This window comes from Vogesella margarita, from assembly GCF_028548475.1.
GTDB lineage: Bacteria > Pseudomonadota > Gammaproteobacteria > Burkholderiales > Chromobacteriaceae > Vogesella > Vogesella margarita.
The window spans coordinates 194,664-214,894 of record NZ_JAQQLE010000003.1 but is presented as its reverse complement, the minus strand read 5'-3'; the positions used below and the strand labels follow the sequence as shown (position 1 = coordinate 214,894).

Below are 20,231 nucleotides of genomic sequence, written 5' to 3'. Positions count from 1 at the left end.
ACTGGAAGGGTAATCAACATGAGTCGTACGGTGGTTGTAGGTGCGGGTATTGTCGGGGCGGCCATTGCCTTTGAGCTTAAGCGACGGGGCAAGGATGTGGTGCTGGTGGACCGGGATACCCCGGGGCGTGGGGCGTCGTTTGGCAATATGGCCAGCATCGCGGTAACCGAGTTTCCGCCCATTTCACGGCCCAGTACCTGGGCCAAGATCCCGGGCTGGCTGACCGATCCGGAAGGGCCGATTCGCCTGCGCCCAGGCTACGCGCCCAAGCTGCTGCCGTGGATGCTGCGCTTTCTCGCTGCCGGGCGGCCATCAAAAGTAGCCGAGCTGGAGCAGGCCGGCGCGGTGCTGTGCCGCCGGGTCTACGACGATCTGCTGCCGATGCTGGAGGCGTTGGGTATGTCGGATGCACTGAGTGAAAACGGCTGCCTGAGCCTGTATGCCAACGATGCCGAATACGCGGCAGACCTTGAGCATATCGAGCTATCGAACCGCTTCGGCTTCCACACCCGCGAGGTTGGCCGCGAAGAGCTGCGCGAACTGGAGCCGGCCATCTCGTCGGTTATCAGCAAGGCAGTGCTGTTCCCGACCAACAAGTTCGTTCGCGACCCGTACCAGCTGGTACTGGCACTGGTGGCCACCTTCCAGCAGATGGGCGGCCTGGTACGGCAGGGGGCGGTCAGCGACATCGATACCGTGAACGGCCAGGTGCGTGCCGTGGTGCTGGACAACGGGCAGCGCATCGAATGCAGCGAACTGGTACTGGCCGCCGGCGCCTATACCGGCCGGCTGTCCGCGCTGATCGGCGAAAACATTCCGATGGAAACCGAGCGTGGCTACCACACCCAGATCATGGTGCCCGGCATTGCGCTCAAGCACTCGCTGATCTGGCAGGCCAAGGCATTCATGGTGACACCCACCGCCGGTGGCATCCGTGTCGGCGGTACCGTGGAACTGGCGGGCCTCGACGCCGCGCCGGACTACCGCCGCGCGAAGGTGTTGGTGAAACGGGCGCAGATTGCGCTGCCGCAGCTGCAGGCCGAAGGTGCGTCCGAGTGGATGGGACACCGCCCGGCCTTGCCGGACACCATCCCGGTCATCGGCCCGTCTGCCAAGGTCGGGGGGGTGTTTTATGCCGCCGGCCACGGTCACCTGGGCTTGACCTACTCGGCGACCACCGCCCGGCTGATGGCTGATTTGCTCACCGGGCAGACGCCGCCTGTCGACATGACGCCGTACCGTGTTGACCGCTTTTAATGCAGGGAGTACGCGTAATGACGAATGAAACCATCAAATCCGGCAATGACCATCGACCCGTTGCCGTCATTACCGCCGCGGGCCGCGGCATGGGCGAAGCGATCGCCCGCGAGCTGCACGGCCGTGGCTACCGGCTGGTGCTGATGTCGCCGTCCGGAAGCGCACAAAGGTTGGCCGCAGAGCTGGGCGCAGTCGGTATGAGTGGTTCGGTGACTGAGCCACAGGACCTGGCGGCGCTGGTGCAGCTGGCAGTGAATAGCTATGGCCGTATCGATGCCGTGGTGACCCACACCGGCCATCCACCCAAGGGCGATTTGCTGGAGATCAGCGATGAAGACTGGCTAGTGGGCCACGACCTGATGCTGCTGAGCGTGGTGCGCATGGCGCGGCTGGTGACGCCGCTGATGCATCAGCAGGGCAAGGGCGCGTGGGTAAACATCACCACCTTTGCCGCCCACGAGCCGACGCTGAAGTTCCCGCTGTCCTGCGCCTACCGCGCGGCGGTGGCTGCCTATACCAAGCTGTACGCCGACCGCTATGCCGACAACAACATCCGCATGAATGCGCTGCTGCCCGGCTACATCGACAGCCTGGACCACAATCCGGCCATCTGCGAAACCATCCCGATGGGGCGCATCGGCTCGGTGGCCGAGATTGCCAAGACGGCCGCCTTCCTGCTGTCCGACGATGCCGGCTATATCACCGGTCAGAACATTCGCGTTGATGGCGGCCTGACCCGCCACGTGTGAGCAATTCAATAACTTCAAAGACTTTGCGGAGAACATGATGAGAAACAAACTGTATATCAACGGTGCCTGGAAACTTCCGGTTAACGGTGGCACGTTTGACGTAATCAACCCGGCGACCGAAGAGCTCATCCAGCAGGTACCTGCCGCGTCCGAGGCGGATGTGAATGAAGCTGTGCTGGCCGCTCGTGCCGCCTTCGATCATGGCCCATGGCCAAAGATGTCCGGTCGCGAGCGTGCCTATTACCTGCGCGCCATCGCCGCCGGTATCCGCGCCAGACTGGGCGAAATTGCCCGCCTCGAATCCATCGACAACGGCAAACCGCTGCCGGAAGCCGAGTGGGATGTCGGCGATGCCGCCGGCTGCTTTGAATACTATGCGACGCTGGCGGAAGAGCTGGACACCAACCCGCTGGAGCCGATCGAATTGCCAGATGGCCGTTTCACCTCCAAGGCCGTGCGTGAGCCGCTGGGGGTGGCCGGTGCCATCATTCCGTGGAACTACCCGCTGCTGATGGCCGCCTGGAAAGTGGCGCCGGCGTTGGCCGCAGGCTGCACCGTGGTGCTCAAGCCTGCCGCGCTGACCTCCCTGACCTCGCTGGAACTGGCTGCCATTGCCGATGAGGTGAAATTGCCTGCCGGCGTCTTGAACGTGGTGACCGGTTCCGGCGCCAAGGCCGGCCAGGCGTTGATCGACCACCCGGGCGTGGACAAGCTGGCCTTTACCGGCTCCGGCCCGGTCGGCTCCACCGTGATGGCCGCCGCGGCACGCGATATCAAGCGGGTCAGCCTGGAGCTGGGCGGCAAGTCGCCGTTTATCGTGTTCGACGACAGCGATATCGAAAAAGCCGTCGAGTGGATCATGTTCGGCATTTTCTGGAACCAGGGCCAGGTCTGCTCGGCAACCTCGCGCGTGCTGGTGCAGCAGGCGCTGTACCAGCCGCTGCTGGACCGTTTGGTGGAAGAAACCCGCAAGATCACTATCGGTAACGGGCTGGAAGAGGGCGTTCTGCTGGGGCCATTGGTATCCCAAGGCCAGTTGAGCCAGGTGCTGGCAGGGATCGAAGAGGCGCGTAGTGCCGGTGCCACCGTGGTGACCGGCGGCAAGCAGCCGGCCGGCTTCGACAAGGGCTACTTCCTGGAGCCGACCATCCTAGCCGATGTGCCGCTGGATAGCCGCGCCTGGACCGAGGAGTTCTTCGGCCCGGTGGTGTGCGTCAAGCCGTTTGCCGACGAAGCCGAGGCCATCAGCCTGGCCAACGACAGCCGCTTCGGTTTGGCTGCCGCGGTGATGTCTGCCGATGATGCGCGCTGCGAACGGGTGGCGGCTAGCCTGCGCGCCGGCATCGTGTGGATCAACTGCTCGCAGCCGACCTTCACCGAGGCACCGTGGGGCGGCTATAAGCAGTCCGGTATCGGCCGCGAGCTGGGACGCTGGGGTCTGGACAACTATCTGGAAACCAAGCAGATCACCCGCTACAACAGCGAGCAACCGTGGGGGTGGTACATCAAATGAGCGAGCACAACCTCAACTGGAGCCGCGCCATCGATCTGGTGGAAGTCCATTGCCAAGGCGAGATCGGCAAGGTGATTGTCGGCGGCGCGCCGGAGATTCCCGGTGCCACGCTGCTGGACAAGATGAACTACATCAACCAGGTGGACGACAGCCTGCGTCGCTTTGTCACCTTCGAGCCCCGTGCAGCGGTACAGATGTCGGTGAATCTGCTGCTGCCACCGGTGCATCCGGAGGCCGATGCCGGCTTCATCGTGCTGCAGGCGGACAGGGCGCACCCGATGTCCGGCAGCAACTGCATCTGCGTGGTCACCGCCTTGCTGGAAACCGGGCGGGTCGCCATGCACGAGCCGGAAACCATCGTGCGGGTGGATACCCCGGCCGGGCTGATCACCGCCCGCGCACAGTGTCGCGATGGCCAGTGTCTGTCCGTCAGTCTCGACAACATCCCCTGCTTTGTCGAGGTGCTGGATTTTCCGATCATTACCGAGAGCTGGGGCACCATCCGCGCCGACATCGCCTTTGGCGGCGTGTACTACGCCATTGTCGATGCGGAGCAGGTTGATTTGACGATTGCGCCGGGCAATGCCCGTGAGCTGATGGAAACCGGCATGGCGCTCAAGTCGCTGCTGAACCAGCAGATTCAGGTGAGCCACCCAGAATTGCCGGGGGTGGATGAAATCGCCTACGTGATGTTCCGTGGCTGGGAGGCAGATGGTGTGGTACGGACCTGCACCACGCTCAAGCCCGGCCGCGTGGACCGCTCGCCCTGTGGTACCGGCAGCTCGGCCAACCTGGCCACCATGTTTGCGCGTGGGTTGATTGAGGTGGGGGGCAAGCAGGTGTCGCGTTCCATCATCGGTGGTGAGTTTACCGCGGAAGTGCTGGCAACGACCGAGGTTGGCGGCCGTCCGGCCATCCTGCCACGCATCACCGGGCGTGGTTGGGTGTATGGCACCGAGCGGCTGCGTATTGATGACAACGACCCGTTCCTGCAGGGGTTTGCGCTGTCCGACACCTGGGGGCCGCTGGTGGGCGATTTGCAGTAAGCAAGCGCCCTGGCTGTAGACGCCGCTGGTAATGGCGAACGCTTGTGCGTTCGCCATTTTTGAGTCTGCCATGCGCAGGCTGCCTGACGCTGTTTCCTTTTCCGATACTGGTTTTGTGTGGTTCTTACTATGAACACTATCCGCAGCATCCTGATCGCCAACCGCAGCGAAATCGCCATTCGTGTCATGCGCGCCGCCAGCGAAATGAACATTCGCACCGTCGCCATCTACGCCGAAGAAGACAAGCTCGCCCTGCACCGCACCAAGGCTGACGAAGCCTATCAGGTCGGTGCCGGCAAGAAGCCCATCGCCGCCTACCTGGACATTCCGGACATCATCCGCATCGCCAAAGAGGCCGGTGTCGATGCCATTCACCCCGGCTACGGCTTTCTGTCCGAGAACCCGGATTTTGCCGAAGCCTGTGCCGCTGCCGGCATCACCTTCATCGGCCCCAAGCCAGACGTGATGCGCCAACTGGGCAACAAGGTGGCGGCGCGCGAACTGGCGCAAGCCGCCGGCGTGCCGGTGGTGCCGGCGACCGGTGCACTGCCATATGACGTGGCCGAAGCCAAGACGTTGGCCGCAGCCGTCGGCTACCCGCTGATGCTCAAAGCCAGCTGGGGCGGTGGTGGCCGCGGCATGCGCGTGGTGGAGCACGAAGGCGAGCTGGCCGATGCCATGGACGTGGCACGGCGCGAGGCGCTGGCAGCGTTCGGCAACGACGAGGTGTACCTGGAGAAGCTGGTGCGCCGCGCGCACCACGTGGAGGTACAGGTGCTGGGCGACCAGCACGGCAACCTGGTGCATCTGTTCGAGCGCGACTGCTCGGTGCAGCGCCGCAACCAGAAAGTGGTGGAGCGCGCCCCGGCGCCGTACCTGAGCGAGCAGCAGCGCAGCGAACTGTGCGCCGCCGCGCTGAAGCTGGCGCGGCAGGTGGACTACACCCACGCCGGCACGGTGGAATTCCTGCAGGATGCCGACAGCGGCCAGTTCTACTTCATCGAGGTCAACCCGCGTATCCAGGTAGAGCACACCGTTACCGAGGCGGTCACTGGCGTGGACATCGTCAAGGCGCAGATCCGCATCTCGGAAGGTGCACGCATCGGCAGCGAGGAAAGCTTCGTGCCGGCGCAGGCCGATATCCGCCTGAGCGGCCACGCGCTGCAATGCCGCGTCACCACCGAAGACCCGGAGAACGGCTTCACCCCCGACTACGGTCGCCTCACCGCCTACCGCAGTGCCGCCGGTTTCGGCGTGCGGCTGGATGGCGGCACCGCCTACGGCGGCGCGGTGATCACCCCGTACTACGACTCGCTGCTGGTGAAGGTGACGGTATGGGGCCACACCGCATCCGAGGCCAATGCCCGCATGCACCGCGCGCTGCGCGAATTCCGCATCCGCGGCGTGTCCAGCAACCTGCCGTTCCTGCAGAACGTCATCACCCACCCACTGTTCGTGTCCGGGCAGTGCACCACCCGTTTTATTGATACCAGCCCGGAGCTATTCCGCTTCTCCGCCCGCCGTGACCGCGCCACCAAGCTGCTGAGCTTCCTCGGCGAGATCATCGTCAACGGCAACCCGGAAATGGCTGGCCGCCAGCACCCCAGCCCGCTGCCGGCACAGCCGCGGCTGCCGGTGCTTGCCGGCCCGGCGCCAGTGGTAAAGGGCAGCCGCGACATCTTCAAGGAACTTGGTGCCGAGCGCTTTGCACAGTGGATGCGCGAACAGCCGCAGGTGCTGATCACCGACACCACCATGCGCGACGCACACCAGTCGCTGTTTGCCACCCGCATGCGCAGTGCCGACATGCTGGCGATTGCGCCGTACTACGCCAAGCTGGCGCCGCAGCTGCTGTCGCTGGAATGCTGGGGCGGCGCCACCTTTGACGTGGCGATGCGCTTCCTGCAGGAAGACCCGTGGCAGAGGTTGGCCGCATTGCGCGAAGCGGTGCCCGGCACCCTGCTGCAGATGCTGCTGCGCGCCTCCAACGCGGTGGGCTACACCAACTACCCGGACAACGTGGTACGCCAGTTCATCCAGCAGGCCGCTGCCGGCGGCGTGGACCTGTTCCGCGTGTTCGACTCGCTGAACTGGGTAGACAACATGCGCGTGGCGATGGACGCGGTGCGCGAATCCGGCGCGCTGTGCGAAGCCGCCATCTGCTACACCGGTGACCTGTTCGATAGCAGCCGCCCGCGCTACAACCTGCGTTACTACGTGGACATGGCCAAGCAGCTGGAGCAGGCCGGCGCCCACATCATCGCCATCAAGGACATGGCCGGCATCTGCAAGCCGCGCGCCGTGTCGGCGCTGGTCAGCGCGCTGAAGCAGGAAGTCGGCCTGCCAATCCACTTCCACACCCACGACACCTCCGGCATTGCCGCCGCCAGCGTGCTGGCCGCCATCGATGCCGGTGTCGATGCGGTGGATGCGGCGCTGGACGCCATGAGCGGGCTGACCTCGCAGCCGAACATGGGCTCGATTGTGGCCGCGCTGGCCGGCGGGCCGCGCGACAGCGGGCTGGACCCGCAAGGGCTGCAGCAGCTGTCGGATTACTGGGAACAGGTGCGCCGCAGCTACGCGCCGTTCGAGGCCGACATGCGTGCCGGCACCGCCGCGGTGTACCACCACGAAATGCCGGGCGGGCAGGTCACCAACCTGCGCGAACAGGCGCGCTCGCTGGGGCTGGAAGCGCGCTGGCCGGAAGTGGCCGAGGCCTACGCCCAGGTCAACCTGCTGTTCGGCGATATCGTGAAAGTGACCCCCACCTCCAAGGTGGTGGGCGACATGGCGCTGTTCATGGTTTCCAACGACCTCACCCCGGCACAGGTGGCCGACCCGCAACGGGCGATCGACTTCCCGGATTCGGTGGTGTCGCTGTTCAAGGGTGAGCTGGGCTACCCGGCGCACGGCTTCCCGGAGGCGCTGCAACGTAAGGTGCTGAAGGGTGAAATGGCACTGACCAAGCGTGCCGGCGCGCTGCTGCCAGCGGTGGACCTGGCGGCCGAGCAGCAAAGGTTGGCCGCAAGCCTGGGCCGCGACTGCACGGAGCAGGAACTGGCCTCGCACCTGATGTACCCCAAGGTGTTCAAGGACTTTGCCGCCCACAGCGCCCGCTTCGGCGACGTGTCTATCCTGCCGACCAGCGCCTTCTTCTACGGCCTGAAGGAAGGCGAGGAAGTCTGCATCGAGCTGGAACGCGGCAAGACGCTGATCGTGCAGCTGCTGGGTCGTGCCGACACCGACGATGGCCACGTCAAGCTGTTCTTCGAACTGAACGGCCAGGCGCGGGTGATCAAGGTGGCCAAGGCCGGCGCCGAAGCGGCCAGCGCGCAGCCCAAGGCGGAGGAGGACAACCCGCACCACGTCGGCGCGCCGATGCCGGGCATGGTCAGCACCGTGCTGGTGGCGCCGGGGCAGACAGTGGCGCAGGGCGACACGCTGCTAACGATCGAGGCGATGAAGATGGAAGTGGCGATCAAGGCGGAGCGCGATGGCGTGATCCAGCAGGTGCTGGTGGCATCGGGCAAGCGGATTGGCAACAAGGATCTATTGCTCACTTTTCAGTAATTTAGGGCGGGGCCAACGCTTGGCCCAAGCATTTGTAGCGAGGATACTCACTGCTGGTAGTTCGCCGGTAGTGAGTAGTCCCCTACCGGGTTCTACCTATGCCGGGTGGAGCGCCGCACGATCTTGATTGCATGCCATGTGGTGAGTGGGCATGTGATGGTCAGCCTGAAATCAGCATTCCAGCACCATCCGGAACTTGCCGTCTCCTTGTAGCAAGCGTTGATACGCCTCGTTTGCCTGTTCCAGTGGCAGGGTCTCAATTTGCGGGCGGATATCGGCGAGTACGCTGAAGGCGAGTGTTTTTTCGTTTTCGTGTGGCGTGTCGTTGAACGAGCCTTGCACGCTGCGCTCTCTCCCCTCCATATATCCCGAAGACCGGTTCAACGGAGGCGTACCCGCGCCCCACAGTTGTGGTGCCATACCATTGATGGCATGGCGCACCATGACCATGTCTGGGGCGGTTTTTGAATTAGTGCTACGTCAGTTTGTCGCCAGATTGGATGATAGAACGAGTCTGCGCCGCTTCTCGATCACGAATTGACAGGCTCCATTTCTGGCTGATATTTCGGAGCGCCAGATAGAAGAACTTGAGTAGCGCGTCGTCACTCGGGAATCACCCCCAGTCGTGATGAAATAATTCCATTTATGATGAAGGTTTTTCTGGGGTGCCTAGTTATTTGAATATTTATGGCATAATTATTTTTTGTATTTTATTTAAAATACAATATTTATTGTAAATAAATTGCATAAAGAATGACATTCAATAGCTATTGCGATTTTTTCGTGATTAAATGCAAGTCATTGATAATTTTTTGGCATCCCGTGCATGAAAGCTCAGTTACTTCGCGTGGCGTTATTGCTGAGCTTCATGGCTGGAGCATGCAGTGCAGTGGCGGCTGACTCAGTGGCCCGGCTGTTGTTCAGTCAGGGCTTGGTAACGGTGCAATCCGCGCATGGGGAGATGCGTATTGTGGCCAAAGGCAGTGTGCTGGCGGAAGGAGATGCCATCAGCACAGACAGCAAGGGCTTTGCCGTTATTGAGTATATGGACGGAGCCAAGACTACTTTGCGCCCAGCGAGCAGTCTGCGGATCAACCACTACAGTCCAGCAAGTGTTTCGCACACCCTTTTGCAAGGGGGCTTGCGCAGTGTGACGGGAGCCATTGGCAAGGCGAATCCGGAGCGGGTCAAGTACCAGACGGCTACCGCCACACTTGGCATCCGTGGCACCGCCTTTGATGCAAGATTGTGTCGGGGGGCTGATGATTGTGCTGCACCGAGCGCAGACGTAATAGCACGCGTGATTTTCAGCCGTGGTATGGCAATGGTGGGTGAGCGGGTTCTGGCTAATGGCTCCGGCATTGCTGCCGGGGACACTATTAATACCGAGACTGGAGCAGTTGTAGTACTGGCTTTTTCTGATGGCAGCAAGGTGAGCATTGCACCTAAGAGTAGCTTTTCTGTTAAGGAGTGGCTCTACAAGAAAGGGCAGGCAGGACAGGCACTACTGCAGCTGGTCAAGGGTGCGGCCCGGGTAGCCACTGGCGGTATCGGTAAGCAAAACCCGTCGGCTTACAAGGTGCAGGTCGCAACCGCAGTCGTCGGTATTCGCGGGACCGGTTTTGATCTCGATTGTCACGATCAATGTGCGGCTACCTCCGTATTGTCGGATGACCTTGCCGAGCAAGACTCCTCTATCGCAGCAACTCCTCCAAAACAAGGTGAGCGCCTGTTTGCCTATGTCTGGCATGGCGCCATCGAGGTCTCCGCCGGCAAGTACCAGCAGTTGGTGCGCACCGGGCAGGTGCTGGCGATGCAGGCCGGGACTGGGGCCAGCCAGTATCTGGCCTCGGTGCCATCATTCATGGCCGACACTGACGTGCCACGGCCGGACCAGGTGCCGGGCAGTTTTGACGACACTGAAGACGTACTACTGCCCGGTTTGTATAGCTGGGTACGATCCGGAGAGGTTGAACTGGCGCAAGGTGGTGGTGCGGTCCGCATCCTGCCGGGCGAGTCGGCCTATGCGCCGCTGGACGGAGGGGTGCCGGTCAAGCTGCACAAGGTGCCCGCCACCTTGGCGGATGACCCGTTTCCCTATCCCGAGACCTTCGACGAGCTGGCTACCCTCATGAAAATGCGGGTGCAGCTGCGTAGCCAGTTTGTTACTACCCCAGCCCAATGCACCATTCGCTAACCATGAAGCACGCCGTACTTTCCTTGCTGATCTTGTTGGCAACTGTTGATCTTGCCAGTGCTAACGAGCTGGCATTTGATGTCGCTGGCTACCAGCTCGATGGCCGCAACCCGCTGAATGACGAGGCCGTGCGTGAAACACTGCAGCCCTTTACTGGCAAGCAGCAGACAGTTGCCAGCCTGCAGCAGGCTGCGGCTGCACTGCAGGCAAGGTTGGCCGCAAGTGGTCACCGCTTCTACCGGGTGATTCTGCCGCCACAGACGCTAACCGATACTGTCTCACTGAAACTGGTGATGATGCCACTGGGTAGCGTCAGCTACAGCGGGCAGAACTACTTTAGCCGCGAGCAACTTGCAGCATCGTTTCCGGTGCTCCAGCCGGGCCTGACGCCTGATACCCGGGAGCTTGCCCGTAACCTGGCCCAGTTCAATGACCATCCTGCCCACGAGGCGGTACTGACCCTGTCTGAAAGCCGTGTGCGGGAAGCCATCGATGTGACGGTTCAGGTTGAAGACAGGCCGCCATCGTCTTTCTGGAGCAGCCTGCAAAATACCGGCAACGATGCCACCGGCCGCTGGCGGCTGGGTGCAGGTTGGCACACCTCTGCACTGGCCGGTACCGACCAGCAGCTAACCGTTTCCTATACCACTTCGCCAGACCAGCATCATCGGGATGTGGCCCAGTTTGGTCTGTCGTGGAAATGGCCTTTATATCGCTGGGCAACCGACGTGTCAGCCTATGCCGTGCATTCGGATGTTGATTCGGGCACGGTTGGCGGTTTTTTTGATGTCTCCGGCCGTGGGGACTATGCCGGCGTAGCACTGGCCAAACACTTGCTGCCGCTTGGCCAACTCAAGCATGGCGTCAAACTGGGGCTGGACTACAAAGCCTATGGCAACAAAGTGATGTTCGATCAGGCCAATCTGGGCGCCGATGTCACCACCACGCCGCTGACGCTTGGCTGGTTTGGCGTCTGGCAAGGCAAGGGCAGCAGGCTGGCGCTTGCGCTGGACTGGTCACACAACCTGCCCGGAGGCAACGACAACGACGATGCCCATCATCTGGCCAACCGGCACGGGGCCGATGCCAATTGGCAGGCCTGGCGCGGCAGCATTGACTATCAGCTTCCATTGTCAGCCGGCTGGAGTGTGCTCAGCCGGCTGCAAGCACAGTACAGCCGACGGCCTTTGGTTCCCGGCGAGCAGTTCGGTATTGGCGGTAGCCAGAGCGTGCGCGGCTACGAGGAGCGTGAGGCCTTTGGCGATCAGGGACACTCGGTAGCGCTGGAAGCGTGGACGCCACTCTTGGCTAGCGGCCTGCGAGCGGTCTTATTTGCCGATTCCGGCAGTACGCGGCGTTTGCAGCCACAAGCGCAGGAAATTAGTCACCAGCACCTGCTCGGGTTGGGGGCTGGCCTGCGCTGGCAACCTAATCGCCAGTATGGCGTATCGATTGACCTCGCCCGCCCGATGACCGACACCCCCAATAGCCAGGCTGGTACCTGGCGTGCTCACGTTCTGGCCACAGCCCGTTTCTGACAGGATTCCATCATGCCACGTCATCCCCAGTTCAAGCCGCGCGCACTGGTTATCGCCCTGGCGGCAGCTTTCTCTCAGGTACAGGCCGTGCCGACTGGTGGTCAAGTGAGTAGCGGCTCGGCGATCATCAGCCAGCCTGCGGCCAACCTCTTGCAGGTCAATGCCAGCAGCGGCAAAACCGTGATCAACTGGCAGCAGTTCAGTGTTGCCAACGGCGAAGCGGTGCACATGAACCTGCCCTCTGCCAGTAGCGCCATTCTCAACCGGGTAACCGGTGGCGATCCCAGCCAGATTCTCGGCTCGCTGCAGTCCAATGGTCGGGTGTTCCTGATTAACCCGAATGGTGTTGTGTTTGGTCAGGGTGCCCAGATTGACACTGCCGGCTTTATCGCCTCTACCCTCAATATTAGTGATGCCGATTTTCTGGCTGACCGCCTGCGCTTTGTCGGTAACGGTGGCACGATTGAGAATAACGGGCACATGGTCGTCAAGGGCGATGTGGCGCTGATCGCCTCGTCGCTGACCAACAGCGGCACCATCCGGCAGGAAAACGGCAACCTGCTGCTGGCCGCCGGGCAGACCGTCGAACTGGTTGACCTGGCCTCCCCGGCACTGCGCTACCAATTGTCGGCGCCGGAAAACAGTGTGCTCAATCTGGGCACGCTGGACGTAGTCAATGGCGCGGCAGGTATCTTCGCCGGCACCATCCGCCACTCCGGCCATTTGCAGGCCACCCGTGCGGAGCTGGGAGACGGCGGCCACATTGTCCTGCGCGCAGACAATATCACCGTGGACCAGGGGGCGACGCTGGTGGCGGATGCCCAGGCACAAGGCGATGGCGGGCGTATCGAGCTGGTAGCGGCGCAGACTGCCGCGGTACATGGCAGCCTCAGTGCCCGCGGTGGCAGCGAGTCGGGCGATGGCGGCTTTATCGAAACCTCGGGCAAGCAGGTGCAGCTGGCGGGTATCAACGTGGATACCCGTGCGGCCAACGGTAAAACCGGTAACTGGCTGATCGACCCGAACGACTTTGTGGTGGCGGCCAGCGGTGGCGATATCACCGGCACAGCGCTATCCGGCCAATTAGCACAAAACAACATTACCCTCAGCAGTGTTGCCGGTGGCAATGCCGGTAATGGAGACCTGCTGGTCAATGATAGCGTTGCCTGGTCGGCCAATACTACGTTGACCCTGCAAGCCGAACGCAATGTCGCCATTAATCAGCAGGTGGCCGCCAGTGGAAATTCCGCTGGTGTCGTGATTACCCCGGGCGCAGGTGGACAGCTGCTAATCGGTCAGGACGGCAAGCTCGATCTCACCGGCAGCAGCGCCAGCCTCAGCATTGCTGGCAATGCGTACCAGTTGATCCGTAACCAGAGTGAGCTTGAGGGGCAACTAGCGGCTAGTGGCGGCATTGCCGCGACCGGACGCTATGCCATTGCGGCCGATTTTTCCCTTGATGCTGTATTTGGTACACGCCAGGGTTTGGCCAGCGGGGCGGTGCTGGAAGGGTTGGGGCACACGCTGTCTGGACAGATGGTTGCTTTGTTAGCTGAAAGTCAGGGGGACATCCAGAACTTGTCTCTTGACGCCGTGGCCATTGCCGATCTTGACGCGAATTCGTTGGGAGCGCTTGCTCATTATGCTGGTACAGACAGCCATATCCGGAATGTGGCTGTGTCCGGAAGTGTGATGGGGCTTGATTCGGTTGGTGGGCTGGTTGGGCAGAACGATGGCTCTATCACCGATAGTCGGGTCAGCGGCATTGTTTCGGGCCAAGATGAGGTGGGGGGGCTGGTCGGTCATTCTGCGTGGTGGGGAATCGTCAGCAATAGTCACTCTAGTGTGATTGTCCAAGGTAACAACTACGTCGGCGGTTTGGTTGGCGTGGGTGGCAGCATTAGTAACAGCGTGGCCAGTGGCGAGGTCACTGGACAGAACTATGTCGGTGGCGTGGTTGGCTCGGGCGACATCATCAATGACAGTCAAGCCAGTGTGTTGGTGGCTGGCCATAGATACGTTGGCGGACTCTCAGGAGATCTCGCGTACAACGGCAGCATCGGCAACAGTCAAGCCAGCGGAGACGTAACGGGATATGACTACGTGGGCGGGCTGGTCGGGTACCAGAGTAATAACATCAGCGGCAGCCAGGCATCCGGTGCTGTGACGGGGCATGACTACGTAGGCGGGTTGGTCGGTAATCAGTATAACGGCAGCATCATCGGCGGCCAGGCCAGTGGCAACGTGGTCGGTAATGATTATGTCGGTGGTTTGGCCGGGGCCAGTGCGCTTGATATCCGCCAAAGCCAGGCCAGCGGCAGTGTGACGGGCAATAACTATGTTGGCGGTATTGCCGGTCGTAGCGATTGGGAAATCAGGGAGAGCGTGGCCAGTGGCAGCGTGGCCGGTATTGATTACGTTGGCGGGGTGGCAGGGAAAAGTTTCGGCGATATCCGCCAAAGCCAGGCCAGTGGCAGTGTTACCGGGCATGACTACGTTGGGGGTGTTGCAGGCGGTAGTTATTGGCATATCACGGCTAGCAAGGCCACTGGCAGCGTAGTGGGTAATGATTATGTGGGTGGATTGGCCGGAGAAAGTATTGCCAATATTAGCCAGAGCCAGGCAAGTAACAGTGTGGTTGGTAACAACTTTGTGGGTGGTCTTGCTGGTCGCCAGTTAAGCCGTTGGGATCGGATATTCAGCATAAGCACTAGTGTGACCAATGCCAGTGTCAAGGGTAACGAGAATGTGGGGGGGCTGGTCGGTTCTCTTGAGGGCACGGAGACGACCCTGGTTAGCAGTTACACCCAAGGGATGGTCATTGGTAATACCACTGTCGGTGGTGCCGTAGGGTACAGCGAAGGTCGTGTTGAACAGGTCTACGCGAATGCTTTTGTACGGGGTGACAGTGGTGTGGGGGGGCTGATTGGCAGTAATGTCGGCACGGTTAACAATGCTTACTGGAACACCGAAGCCTCCGACCTGAGTATCAGCGCTGGCGGTAGCGGCCTGACTACCGCACAGATGAAGTCTGCGGCCAACTTCAGCGGGTGGGACTTCTCCGCAAGCGGTAGCTGGCGTGTGCTGGAGGGCAGCAGCATGCCGTATCTCGCCTGGCAGTATGTTTCGGCGCCGGTAGTGCTGGAAGGGGCGATTTCCGGGGCCAGTGGCCAGCGCGTGGGCTTTGCCGTCAACGGGCAGGATAAGGGTGTGGCCTACAGCGGGGCGAACAATCACTATTACATGCTGCTGCCGGATAGCAATGGCTCGGTATGGATGGCGTATACCGATCAGGCTGCGGCTATTTACCAGAACAAGGCGGATATCAATTTTGGCCAGCTGGATCTGGCGGCCAATCAGGTGACGCTATATGGCACCAGCTTCAGTAATGCAACGCTTGCTCAGGCAGTAGGGCAACTGGCGGCACCGCTCACCCAACAAGGCAGTACATTGACGCTGGCAGAAGGTAGCAGTCTATTGCAATCCGGGGGGGAGTTTCAGCTGACTGGCGATATCTCTGGCGGGGCTGGCCAGCACTGGCTGGGAACCGTCGTGGTGAACGGCGATGCAAGCTTGTCCAGCCAGAGTGGTAGCGTGGATTTTGCCGGTAACGTGCAAGTGGGTGCCGGCTCGCGCCTGAGTCTGGCAGCTCCGGGCAGTGGCGGCAACTTTACGCTGGCGGTTGGTAGTCAGCTACAGACTACGGGTGATCGCAGCGTGGGTGGGGTGGAAAACCGAGGCCAGTTGATCGTTGCCAGCGGTGAATTGTCGCTCAACGGTGGGGGTAGCCAGTACGGTAGCTTTACCACCGCTGGCCGCCTGTTGTTCAAATCGGGTAGCTGGTCGCTGCAGGATGGCGTGCAGTTATCGGGTAGCGGCAGTTTTGCCAGCGATGTCGGAGCCAGCGTGGCTGTGGGGGGGAGCGGGAGCGGGGTAACGTTGGCCGCAGGCTCAACGCTGGACCTGTCGACATTTCGGCTAGGGGGTACTGGCAAGCTGGTGAACCAGGGTGTGTTGACTGGAACGAATCAGAGTGCCGACTTCTCGCTGGATAACCAGGGAACCGCTACCTTATTAGGTACGCAGTGGCGTAGCACTCTCAGCAACAGTGGTAGCTTGACGCTGAGTAATGCGGTTATTAATAACCTGGATAATAGTGGCAGCCTGCTGGTGAGCGCATCGTCGCGGGCGACCAATACCCGACAGCAGAATGGGGTGCTGACTATTGCCTCGGGCCAAAGCCTGACTACAGATACCGGCACTTTCTCCTGGGGCGGTGGCAAGATCGTGAGTGGGCCGGGTGGCCTGGCGTTTGTGAATGGTGGCCAGTTTGTGTTTTCGGGCAATGGTAACCGGGTGGTTGACGGCCTGAACCTGGCCTTTGACAACCTGACATTGCCGGATGGCTCGCTGACGCTGAAGAGCGGCAGCCTGATGCTGACAGGAGCCTCCTCGCTGAGGGCCGGGACCTCTCTGGCCCTGCAGGGCGGGCAGTTCATTAATGACAGCACCTTGTCGGTGGGCGGCAACTTTACCTTGTCTGGCGGCAGTTATGAAGGCGCTGGTGCACTGACGATGCAGGCAGGTGGGGTATTGCAGCGGCCAGTGGGTAGCACGGTCAGCTGGCAAAACAGCGGTGCCATGGTCAACCAGGGTACGCTGGATATTGCGGGCGGAACGGTGACCAGCGCACTTAGCAACGCCGGAACAATGAATATCGGCAGCGGTACCGTTTTTAACCAGGTGTTTACCAATGCCGGTACGCTGAACCTGAGCGGCAGTACCAGCTTTCTGGGCGGGTTGACCCAGTCTGGTGGCGTGGTGCAGCTGGGAAGTAGCGGCAACGCCGCGAGTATTGGCACCAGCATGCTGACACTGAACGGTGGTGTGTTGAGAGGCTCGGGCACCATCAACGGCAATGTAAGTAGTAATGGTGGCACCTTTGCGGTGGGGTATTCACCGGGCTCGCTGGTGATCAACGGAAATCTGACCCTGAATGCTTCTTCCGTGCTGAATATGGAATTGGGCGGAGTAGGCGCCGGTGCCTATGACAGTATTGTTGTGAATGGACAGGCCAATCTGGCTGGCACCATGAATGTCGTTTCCTGGGGGGGCTTCACGCCTTCTTCGGCCTTCAATTTGCCGCTGATACAGTATCAGTCGCACAGTGGCAATTTCTCGGCTATCAACATGCCCACCAGTAATTATCAGTCGACACTGGGAGGCGCTTCGCTGAATGTGGCGTGGGCAGCAGGAGTGGTGTCACCACCGGCAAGTCCGACATTGCCAGCTATGCCTGCTGCAATGGAAACCATGCAGGCGCAAGCGGAGGTGCTGTTTGATGATTACCTGCCATTGGTTCGTGTGGCCAGACGCGCGCAGGACTGGCTGTTGGTTGGCAGTGTGGCTGAGCCGGAGCTGGGTGAGGGACGCAAGGAACTGGAGATTTGCCAGTGAGGTGGCGAGTACCAAGAGGGGAGTACTGGCGCTGGTTTGTTCAGGGACTGATCTCCGCCCTCCTGGTATTGCATGTTACCGGCTGGCTACCGATTTCCGCCCTGACCCGACTGGATGGCTGGTGGTATGACGTTAGGTTGACACTGGCGCATCCTGTTTCTGTCGATGACCGGGTCGTGGTGGTGGATATCGATGAGCGTAGTCTGGCACAGCTTGGTCAGTGGCCCTGGCCACGCGCCACGGTGGCGGCCTTGCTGAATACGCTGGGACAGCACTACCGGGTGGGGGTGATCGGGCTGGATGTTGTGTTTGCGGAGCCTGGGGATAACCCCCTGGTAGAAAGGTTGGCCGCATTGGCCCGGCGTCAGCCGCTGCCGGAGCTGGCAGGGTTATTGCGGGACGCGCGGCAGGACGCGCAACTGGCTCAGGCGTTGCGACAAAACCCCGTGGTAATGGGCTATTACTTCGATACTTCCGGCCAAGGGGCGCTGCGCACGGGCGCGTTGCCAGAGCCAGTGTTTGATGTGGCGGTAGCGCCGGACGTCCAGGCACTGGCAGCCTCTGGCTTTGGTGCCAATCTCGTGGCCCTGCAACAGGCGGCCGCAGCGGCGGGGCATTTCAATAGCTGGGCGGATGCCGATGGCGTGAATCGGCGTATACCCTTGTTGGTAGGGTATCAGGGCAATTACTACGACACCTTGGCACTTGCCATGCTGCGCCGGCTATCCGGTGCCGAACCCGTGCTGCCGGTATTTGCCGAGAGTGGACAGCTGCAGGCGCTATCGGTTGGCAAAATGGTCTTTCCCCTAGGCCGCCATGCCACGATACCGGTGCCCTATGTCGGGCCAGCCAGATCATTTCCTTACTACTCCGCTGCTGATGTACTGGCAAAACGGATTGATCCTGCGCGCTTGCAAGGCAGGCTGGTGCTGGTGGGTACCACCGCGCCGGGGCTGATGGATCTGCGGGTAACGCCATTTGGACAGGTTTATCCCGGAGTGGAGATACACGCCAATCTGCTGAATGCTGCCCTGCAGGGGGCGCTCTATGCCGAGCCGGATGTCAGCGGTTGGTTGCTGTTGGCGGTACTGCTGCTGGGAGTGCTGTTGCCATGGCTGTTTAACCGGTGCTCACCCATGATGGCTGGTGGGCTAACGTTGTGCCTGCTAGCGGTATTGGTGCTGTCGAATTGGTGGTGGTGGCAGCAGCATCTGGCAGTCCCGGTCACCGTGCCGGTCCTGCAGGTAGTCATGCTGTATCTGGTGCATGCGATATGGGGCTTTGTCAGTGAAGCGAGGCGTCGGCGCGAGTTGTCTTCTGTTTTCGGCAGCTACATCCCGTCGGTGCTGGTGGACCGGATGGCGGATGCGCCGGAGCAGTTTCTGGCACAGATGCAAGGTGAGCGGCGCGAGATGACAGTTCTATTTAGCGATGTGCGCAACTTCACCCGGATTTCAGAGGGCATGGCGCCGGAAGCGCTGGCGGCCATGATGAATGCCTACCTGTCAGCGCAGACCCGGCATGTGCAGCAGACGCAAGGCACCATCGATAAATATATTGGTGATGCCATCATGGCGTTCTGGGGGGCGCCACTGGCGGATCCGGATCATGCGCAGCACGCTGTCCACTCCGCGATGACGATGGTGGAGACCCTGACCGGATTGAATGCAGAATTTTCCCGCCGGGGTTGGCCGCAGCTGTCGATCGGTATTGGCTTGAACAGCGGTCCGATGACGGTGGGCAATATGGGCTCCGATTTTCGCCGTGCCTATACCGTGCTGGGTGATGAGGTTAATCAGGCCGCACGCCTGGAGGGCCTGACCAAGCAGTATGGCGTACCCATTCTGTGCGGTGAGCGCACCCGACTGGCTTGTGCTGATGTCTGCTGGCGCGAGGTGGATAGAGTGCGCGTCAAAGGCAAGAGCCGGGATGTGACGATCTGGCAGCCGTTGCCTGCGGGGACTCCGGCAGTGGCGCAGCTTGAGCAATGGGGCCGGGCACTGGCGATGTACCGTCGTGGCGAGTTTATGGCCGCAGATCAGGAGCTGGCGCGGCTTGTGGCCGAGGCGCCGGAAGATGGGCTGTATCAGGCATTTCGGCAACGGGTGGCGGGTTTGATCGCAAAGCCCCCGATGCAGTGGGACGGCATTTTTGAGCAAACAGAAAAATAATATGCAGCAATTAAGATTTTTGGGGGCGGCCGGCAGCTTGTCACCAGGTTGCGAGACAACTTCCTTTCTGCTGGGCGCGCATGTGCTGATCGACGCTGGCACCGGCGTCGGCCAGATATCGGCAGAGGCGATGCTGGAAATTGATCATGTGTTCCTGACGCATAGCCATCTGGATCATGTCTGTGGCTTGGCGTTTCTTGCAGACATGGTATGTGGCAAGCGGGTGCGCCCTATCGTGGTGCATGGTCTGGCCCCCACCTTGCAGGCTGTCCGGCAACATCTGTTTAACGATGTCATCTGGCCGGATTTTTCAGTGTTGCCTTCCGCAGAGAGTCCTACGTTGTGCTGGCTGCCGCTGGATGGTGAGCTGGAAGTAACGGGGCTGACGATTACGCCATTTGCGGCAGATCATTCGGTGCCTGCCACTGGCTATGTTATTAATAGCGGGACATCAAGGATATTGCTAACCGGTGACACCTGTGTGAGTGCCGACTATATCTATCAAGTCAAAACCTTGGGCAAGCTGGATATGGTGGTAATGGAGTGTGCGTTTCCACAAGAGCAGGCTGCTGTGTCTATCCTTGCTCGTCACACTTACTCTGGTAGCTTTGTCGAATTTGTCAGAGGAGTTGATGATGGGGAAATGGTTTTTTTTTTGTGACGCATATGAAGCCGGGTGTCGAAGAGCAGATAACAAGAGAACTGCACGGTGGCTTGCCTGGCTTTTTTCAGC

11 protein-coding genes and 1 pseudogene are annotated in these 20,231 nt (G+C 60.9%); 10 read left to right on the top strand and 2 right to left on the bottom strand.

Annotated features, from left to right (window positions below; genetic code table 11):
• Positions 1–18 precede the first annotated feature (18 nt).
• The 5 genes from PQU96_RS05770 (at position 19) to PQU96_RS05750 (ending at position 8,135) form a co-directional block, all read left to right on the top strand.
• Entirely contained in the window at positions 19–1,257 is a 1,239-nt protein-coding gene (locus PQU96_RS05770) for an NAD(P)/FAD-dependent oxidoreductase (RefSeq protein ID WP_272771291.1), read from the top strand.
• Between the two features lie 17 nt (positions 1,258–1,274).
• Positions 1,275–2,006 carry an SDR family oxidoreductase gene (locus tag PQU96_RS05765; RefSeq protein ID WP_272771290.1) on the top strand — a complete coding sequence of 244 codons (732 nt, stop codon included), beginning with the start codon at positions 1,275–1,277 and terminating at the stop codon, positions 2,004–2,006.
• 34 nt (positions 2,007–2,040) lie between these two features.
• Entirely contained in the window at positions 2,041–3,519 is a 1,479-nt protein-coding gene (locus PQU96_RS05760; RefSeq protein ID WP_272771289.1) for an aldehyde dehydrogenase family protein, read from the top strand.
• Positions 3,516–4,565: a proline racemase family protein gene (locus PQU96_RS05755; RefSeq protein ID WP_272771288.1), complete on the top strand. Its 1,050-nt coding sequence runs from the start codon at positions 3,516–3,518 to the stop codon at positions 4,563–4,565. Before PQU96_RS05760 ends, PQU96_RS05755 begins: the two co-directional genes overlap by 4 nt.
• 129 nt (positions 4,566–4,694) lie before the next feature.
• Complete coding sequence (locus tag PQU96_RS05750) at positions 4,695–8,135, top strand: pyruvate carboxylase (protein ID WP_272771287.1); 3,441 nt, start codon at positions 4,695–4,697, stop codon at positions 8,133–8,135.
• Between the two features lie 171 nt (positions 8,136–8,306).
• On the opposite strand, the gene PQU96_RS05745 is transcribed toward PQU96_RS05750, so the two are convergent.
• A complete protein-coding gene (locus tag PQU96_RS05745; protein ID WP_272771286.1) occupies positions 8,307–8,579 on the bottom strand; it encodes an MDR/zinc-dependent alcohol dehydrogenase-like family protein in 273 nt (90 codons plus the stop codon).
• Positions 8,580–8,610: 31 nt separating this feature from the next.
• Positions 8,611–8,748, bottom strand: a pseudogene (locus PQU96_RS05740) (IS256 family transposase); the annotation flags it as partial.
• A gap of 213 nt (positions 8,749–8,961) precedes the next feature.
• On the opposite strand from PQU96_RS05740, the gene PQU96_RS05735 reads away from it, so the two are divergent.
• The 5 genes from PQU96_RS05735 to PQU96_RS05715 are packed head-to-tail and all read left to right on the top strand — an operon-like array spanning position 8,962 to position 20,159.
• Complete coding sequence (locus PQU96_RS05735) at positions 8,962–10,332, top strand: FecR family protein (RefSeq protein ID WP_272771285.1); 1,371 nt, start codon at positions 8,962–8,964, stop codon at positions 10,330–10,332.
• 2 nt (positions 10,333–10,334) lie between these two features.
• On the top strand, positions 10,335–11,870 hold the full coding sequence (locus tag PQU96_RS05730; RefSeq protein WP_272771284.1) for a ShlB/FhaC/HecB family hemolysin secretion/activation protein: 1,536 nt from the start codon (positions 10,335–10,337) through the stop codon (positions 11,868–11,870).
• A gap of 12 nt (positions 11,871–11,882) precedes the next feature.
• Positions 11,883–17,327 (top strand): two-partner secretion domain-containing protein, encoded by a 5,445-nt coding sequence (locus tag PQU96_RS05725; RefSeq protein ID WP_272771283.1) that lies wholly within the window; start codon positions 11,883–11,885, stop codon positions 17,325–17,327.
• Positions 17,324–19,498, top strand: coding sequence for a CHASE2 domain-containing protein (locus PQU96_RS05720; protein ID WP_272771282.1), 2,175 nt, complete (start codon positions 17,324–17,326; stop codon positions 19,496–19,498). Before PQU96_RS05725 ends, PQU96_RS05720 begins: the two co-directional genes overlap by 4 nt.
• On the top strand, positions 19,479–20,159 hold the full coding sequence (locus PQU96_RS05715; protein ID WP_272771281.1) for a 3',5'-cyclic-nucleotide phosphodiesterase: 681 nt from the start codon (positions 19,479–19,481) through the stop codon (positions 20,157–20,159). The genes PQU96_RS05720 and PQU96_RS05715 overlap by 20 nt, the downstream gene beginning before the upstream one ends.
• Positions 20,160–20,231: the final 72 nt, after the last annotated feature.

What these genes read in the sequence shown, in the direction of transcription:
- PQU96_RS05770 (WP_272771291.1), top strand. Translation starts at nt 19, where the DNA reads ATGAGTCGTACGGTGGTTGTAGGTGCGGGTATTGTCGGGGCGGCCATT.
- PQU96_RS05765 (WP_272771290.1), top strand. Translation starts at nt 1,275, where the DNA reads ATGACGAATGAAACCATCAAATCCGGCAATGACCATCGACCCGTTGCC.
- PQU96_RS05760 (WP_272771289.1), top strand. Translation starts at nt 2,041, where the DNA reads ATGATGAGAAACAAACTGTATATCAACGGTGCCTGGAAACTTCCGGTT.
- PQU96_RS05755 (WP_272771288.1), top strand. Translation starts at nt 3,516, where the DNA reads ATGAGCGAGCACAACCTCAACTGGAGCCGCGCCATCGATCTGGTGGAA.
- PQU96_RS05750 (WP_272771287.1), top strand. Translation starts at nt 4,695, where the DNA reads ATGAACACTATCCGCAGCATCCTGATCGCCAACCGCAGCGAAATCGCC.
- PQU96_RS05745 (WP_272771286.1), bottom strand. Translation starts at nt 8,579, where the DNA reads ATGGTGCGCCATGCCATCAATGGTATGGCACCACAACTGTGGGGCGCG.
- PQU96_RS05735 (WP_272771285.1), top strand. Translation starts at nt 8,962, where the DNA reads ATGAAAGCTCAGTTACTTCGCGTGGCGTTATTGCTGAGCTTCATGGCT.
- PQU96_RS05730 (WP_272771284.1), top strand. Translation starts at nt 10,335, where the DNA reads ATGAAGCACGCCGTACTTTCCTTGCTGATCTTGTTGGCAACTGTTGAT.
- PQU96_RS05725 (WP_272771283.1), top strand. Translation starts at nt 11,883, where the DNA reads ATGCCACGTCATCCCCAGTTCAAGCCGCGCGCACTGGTTATCGCCCTG.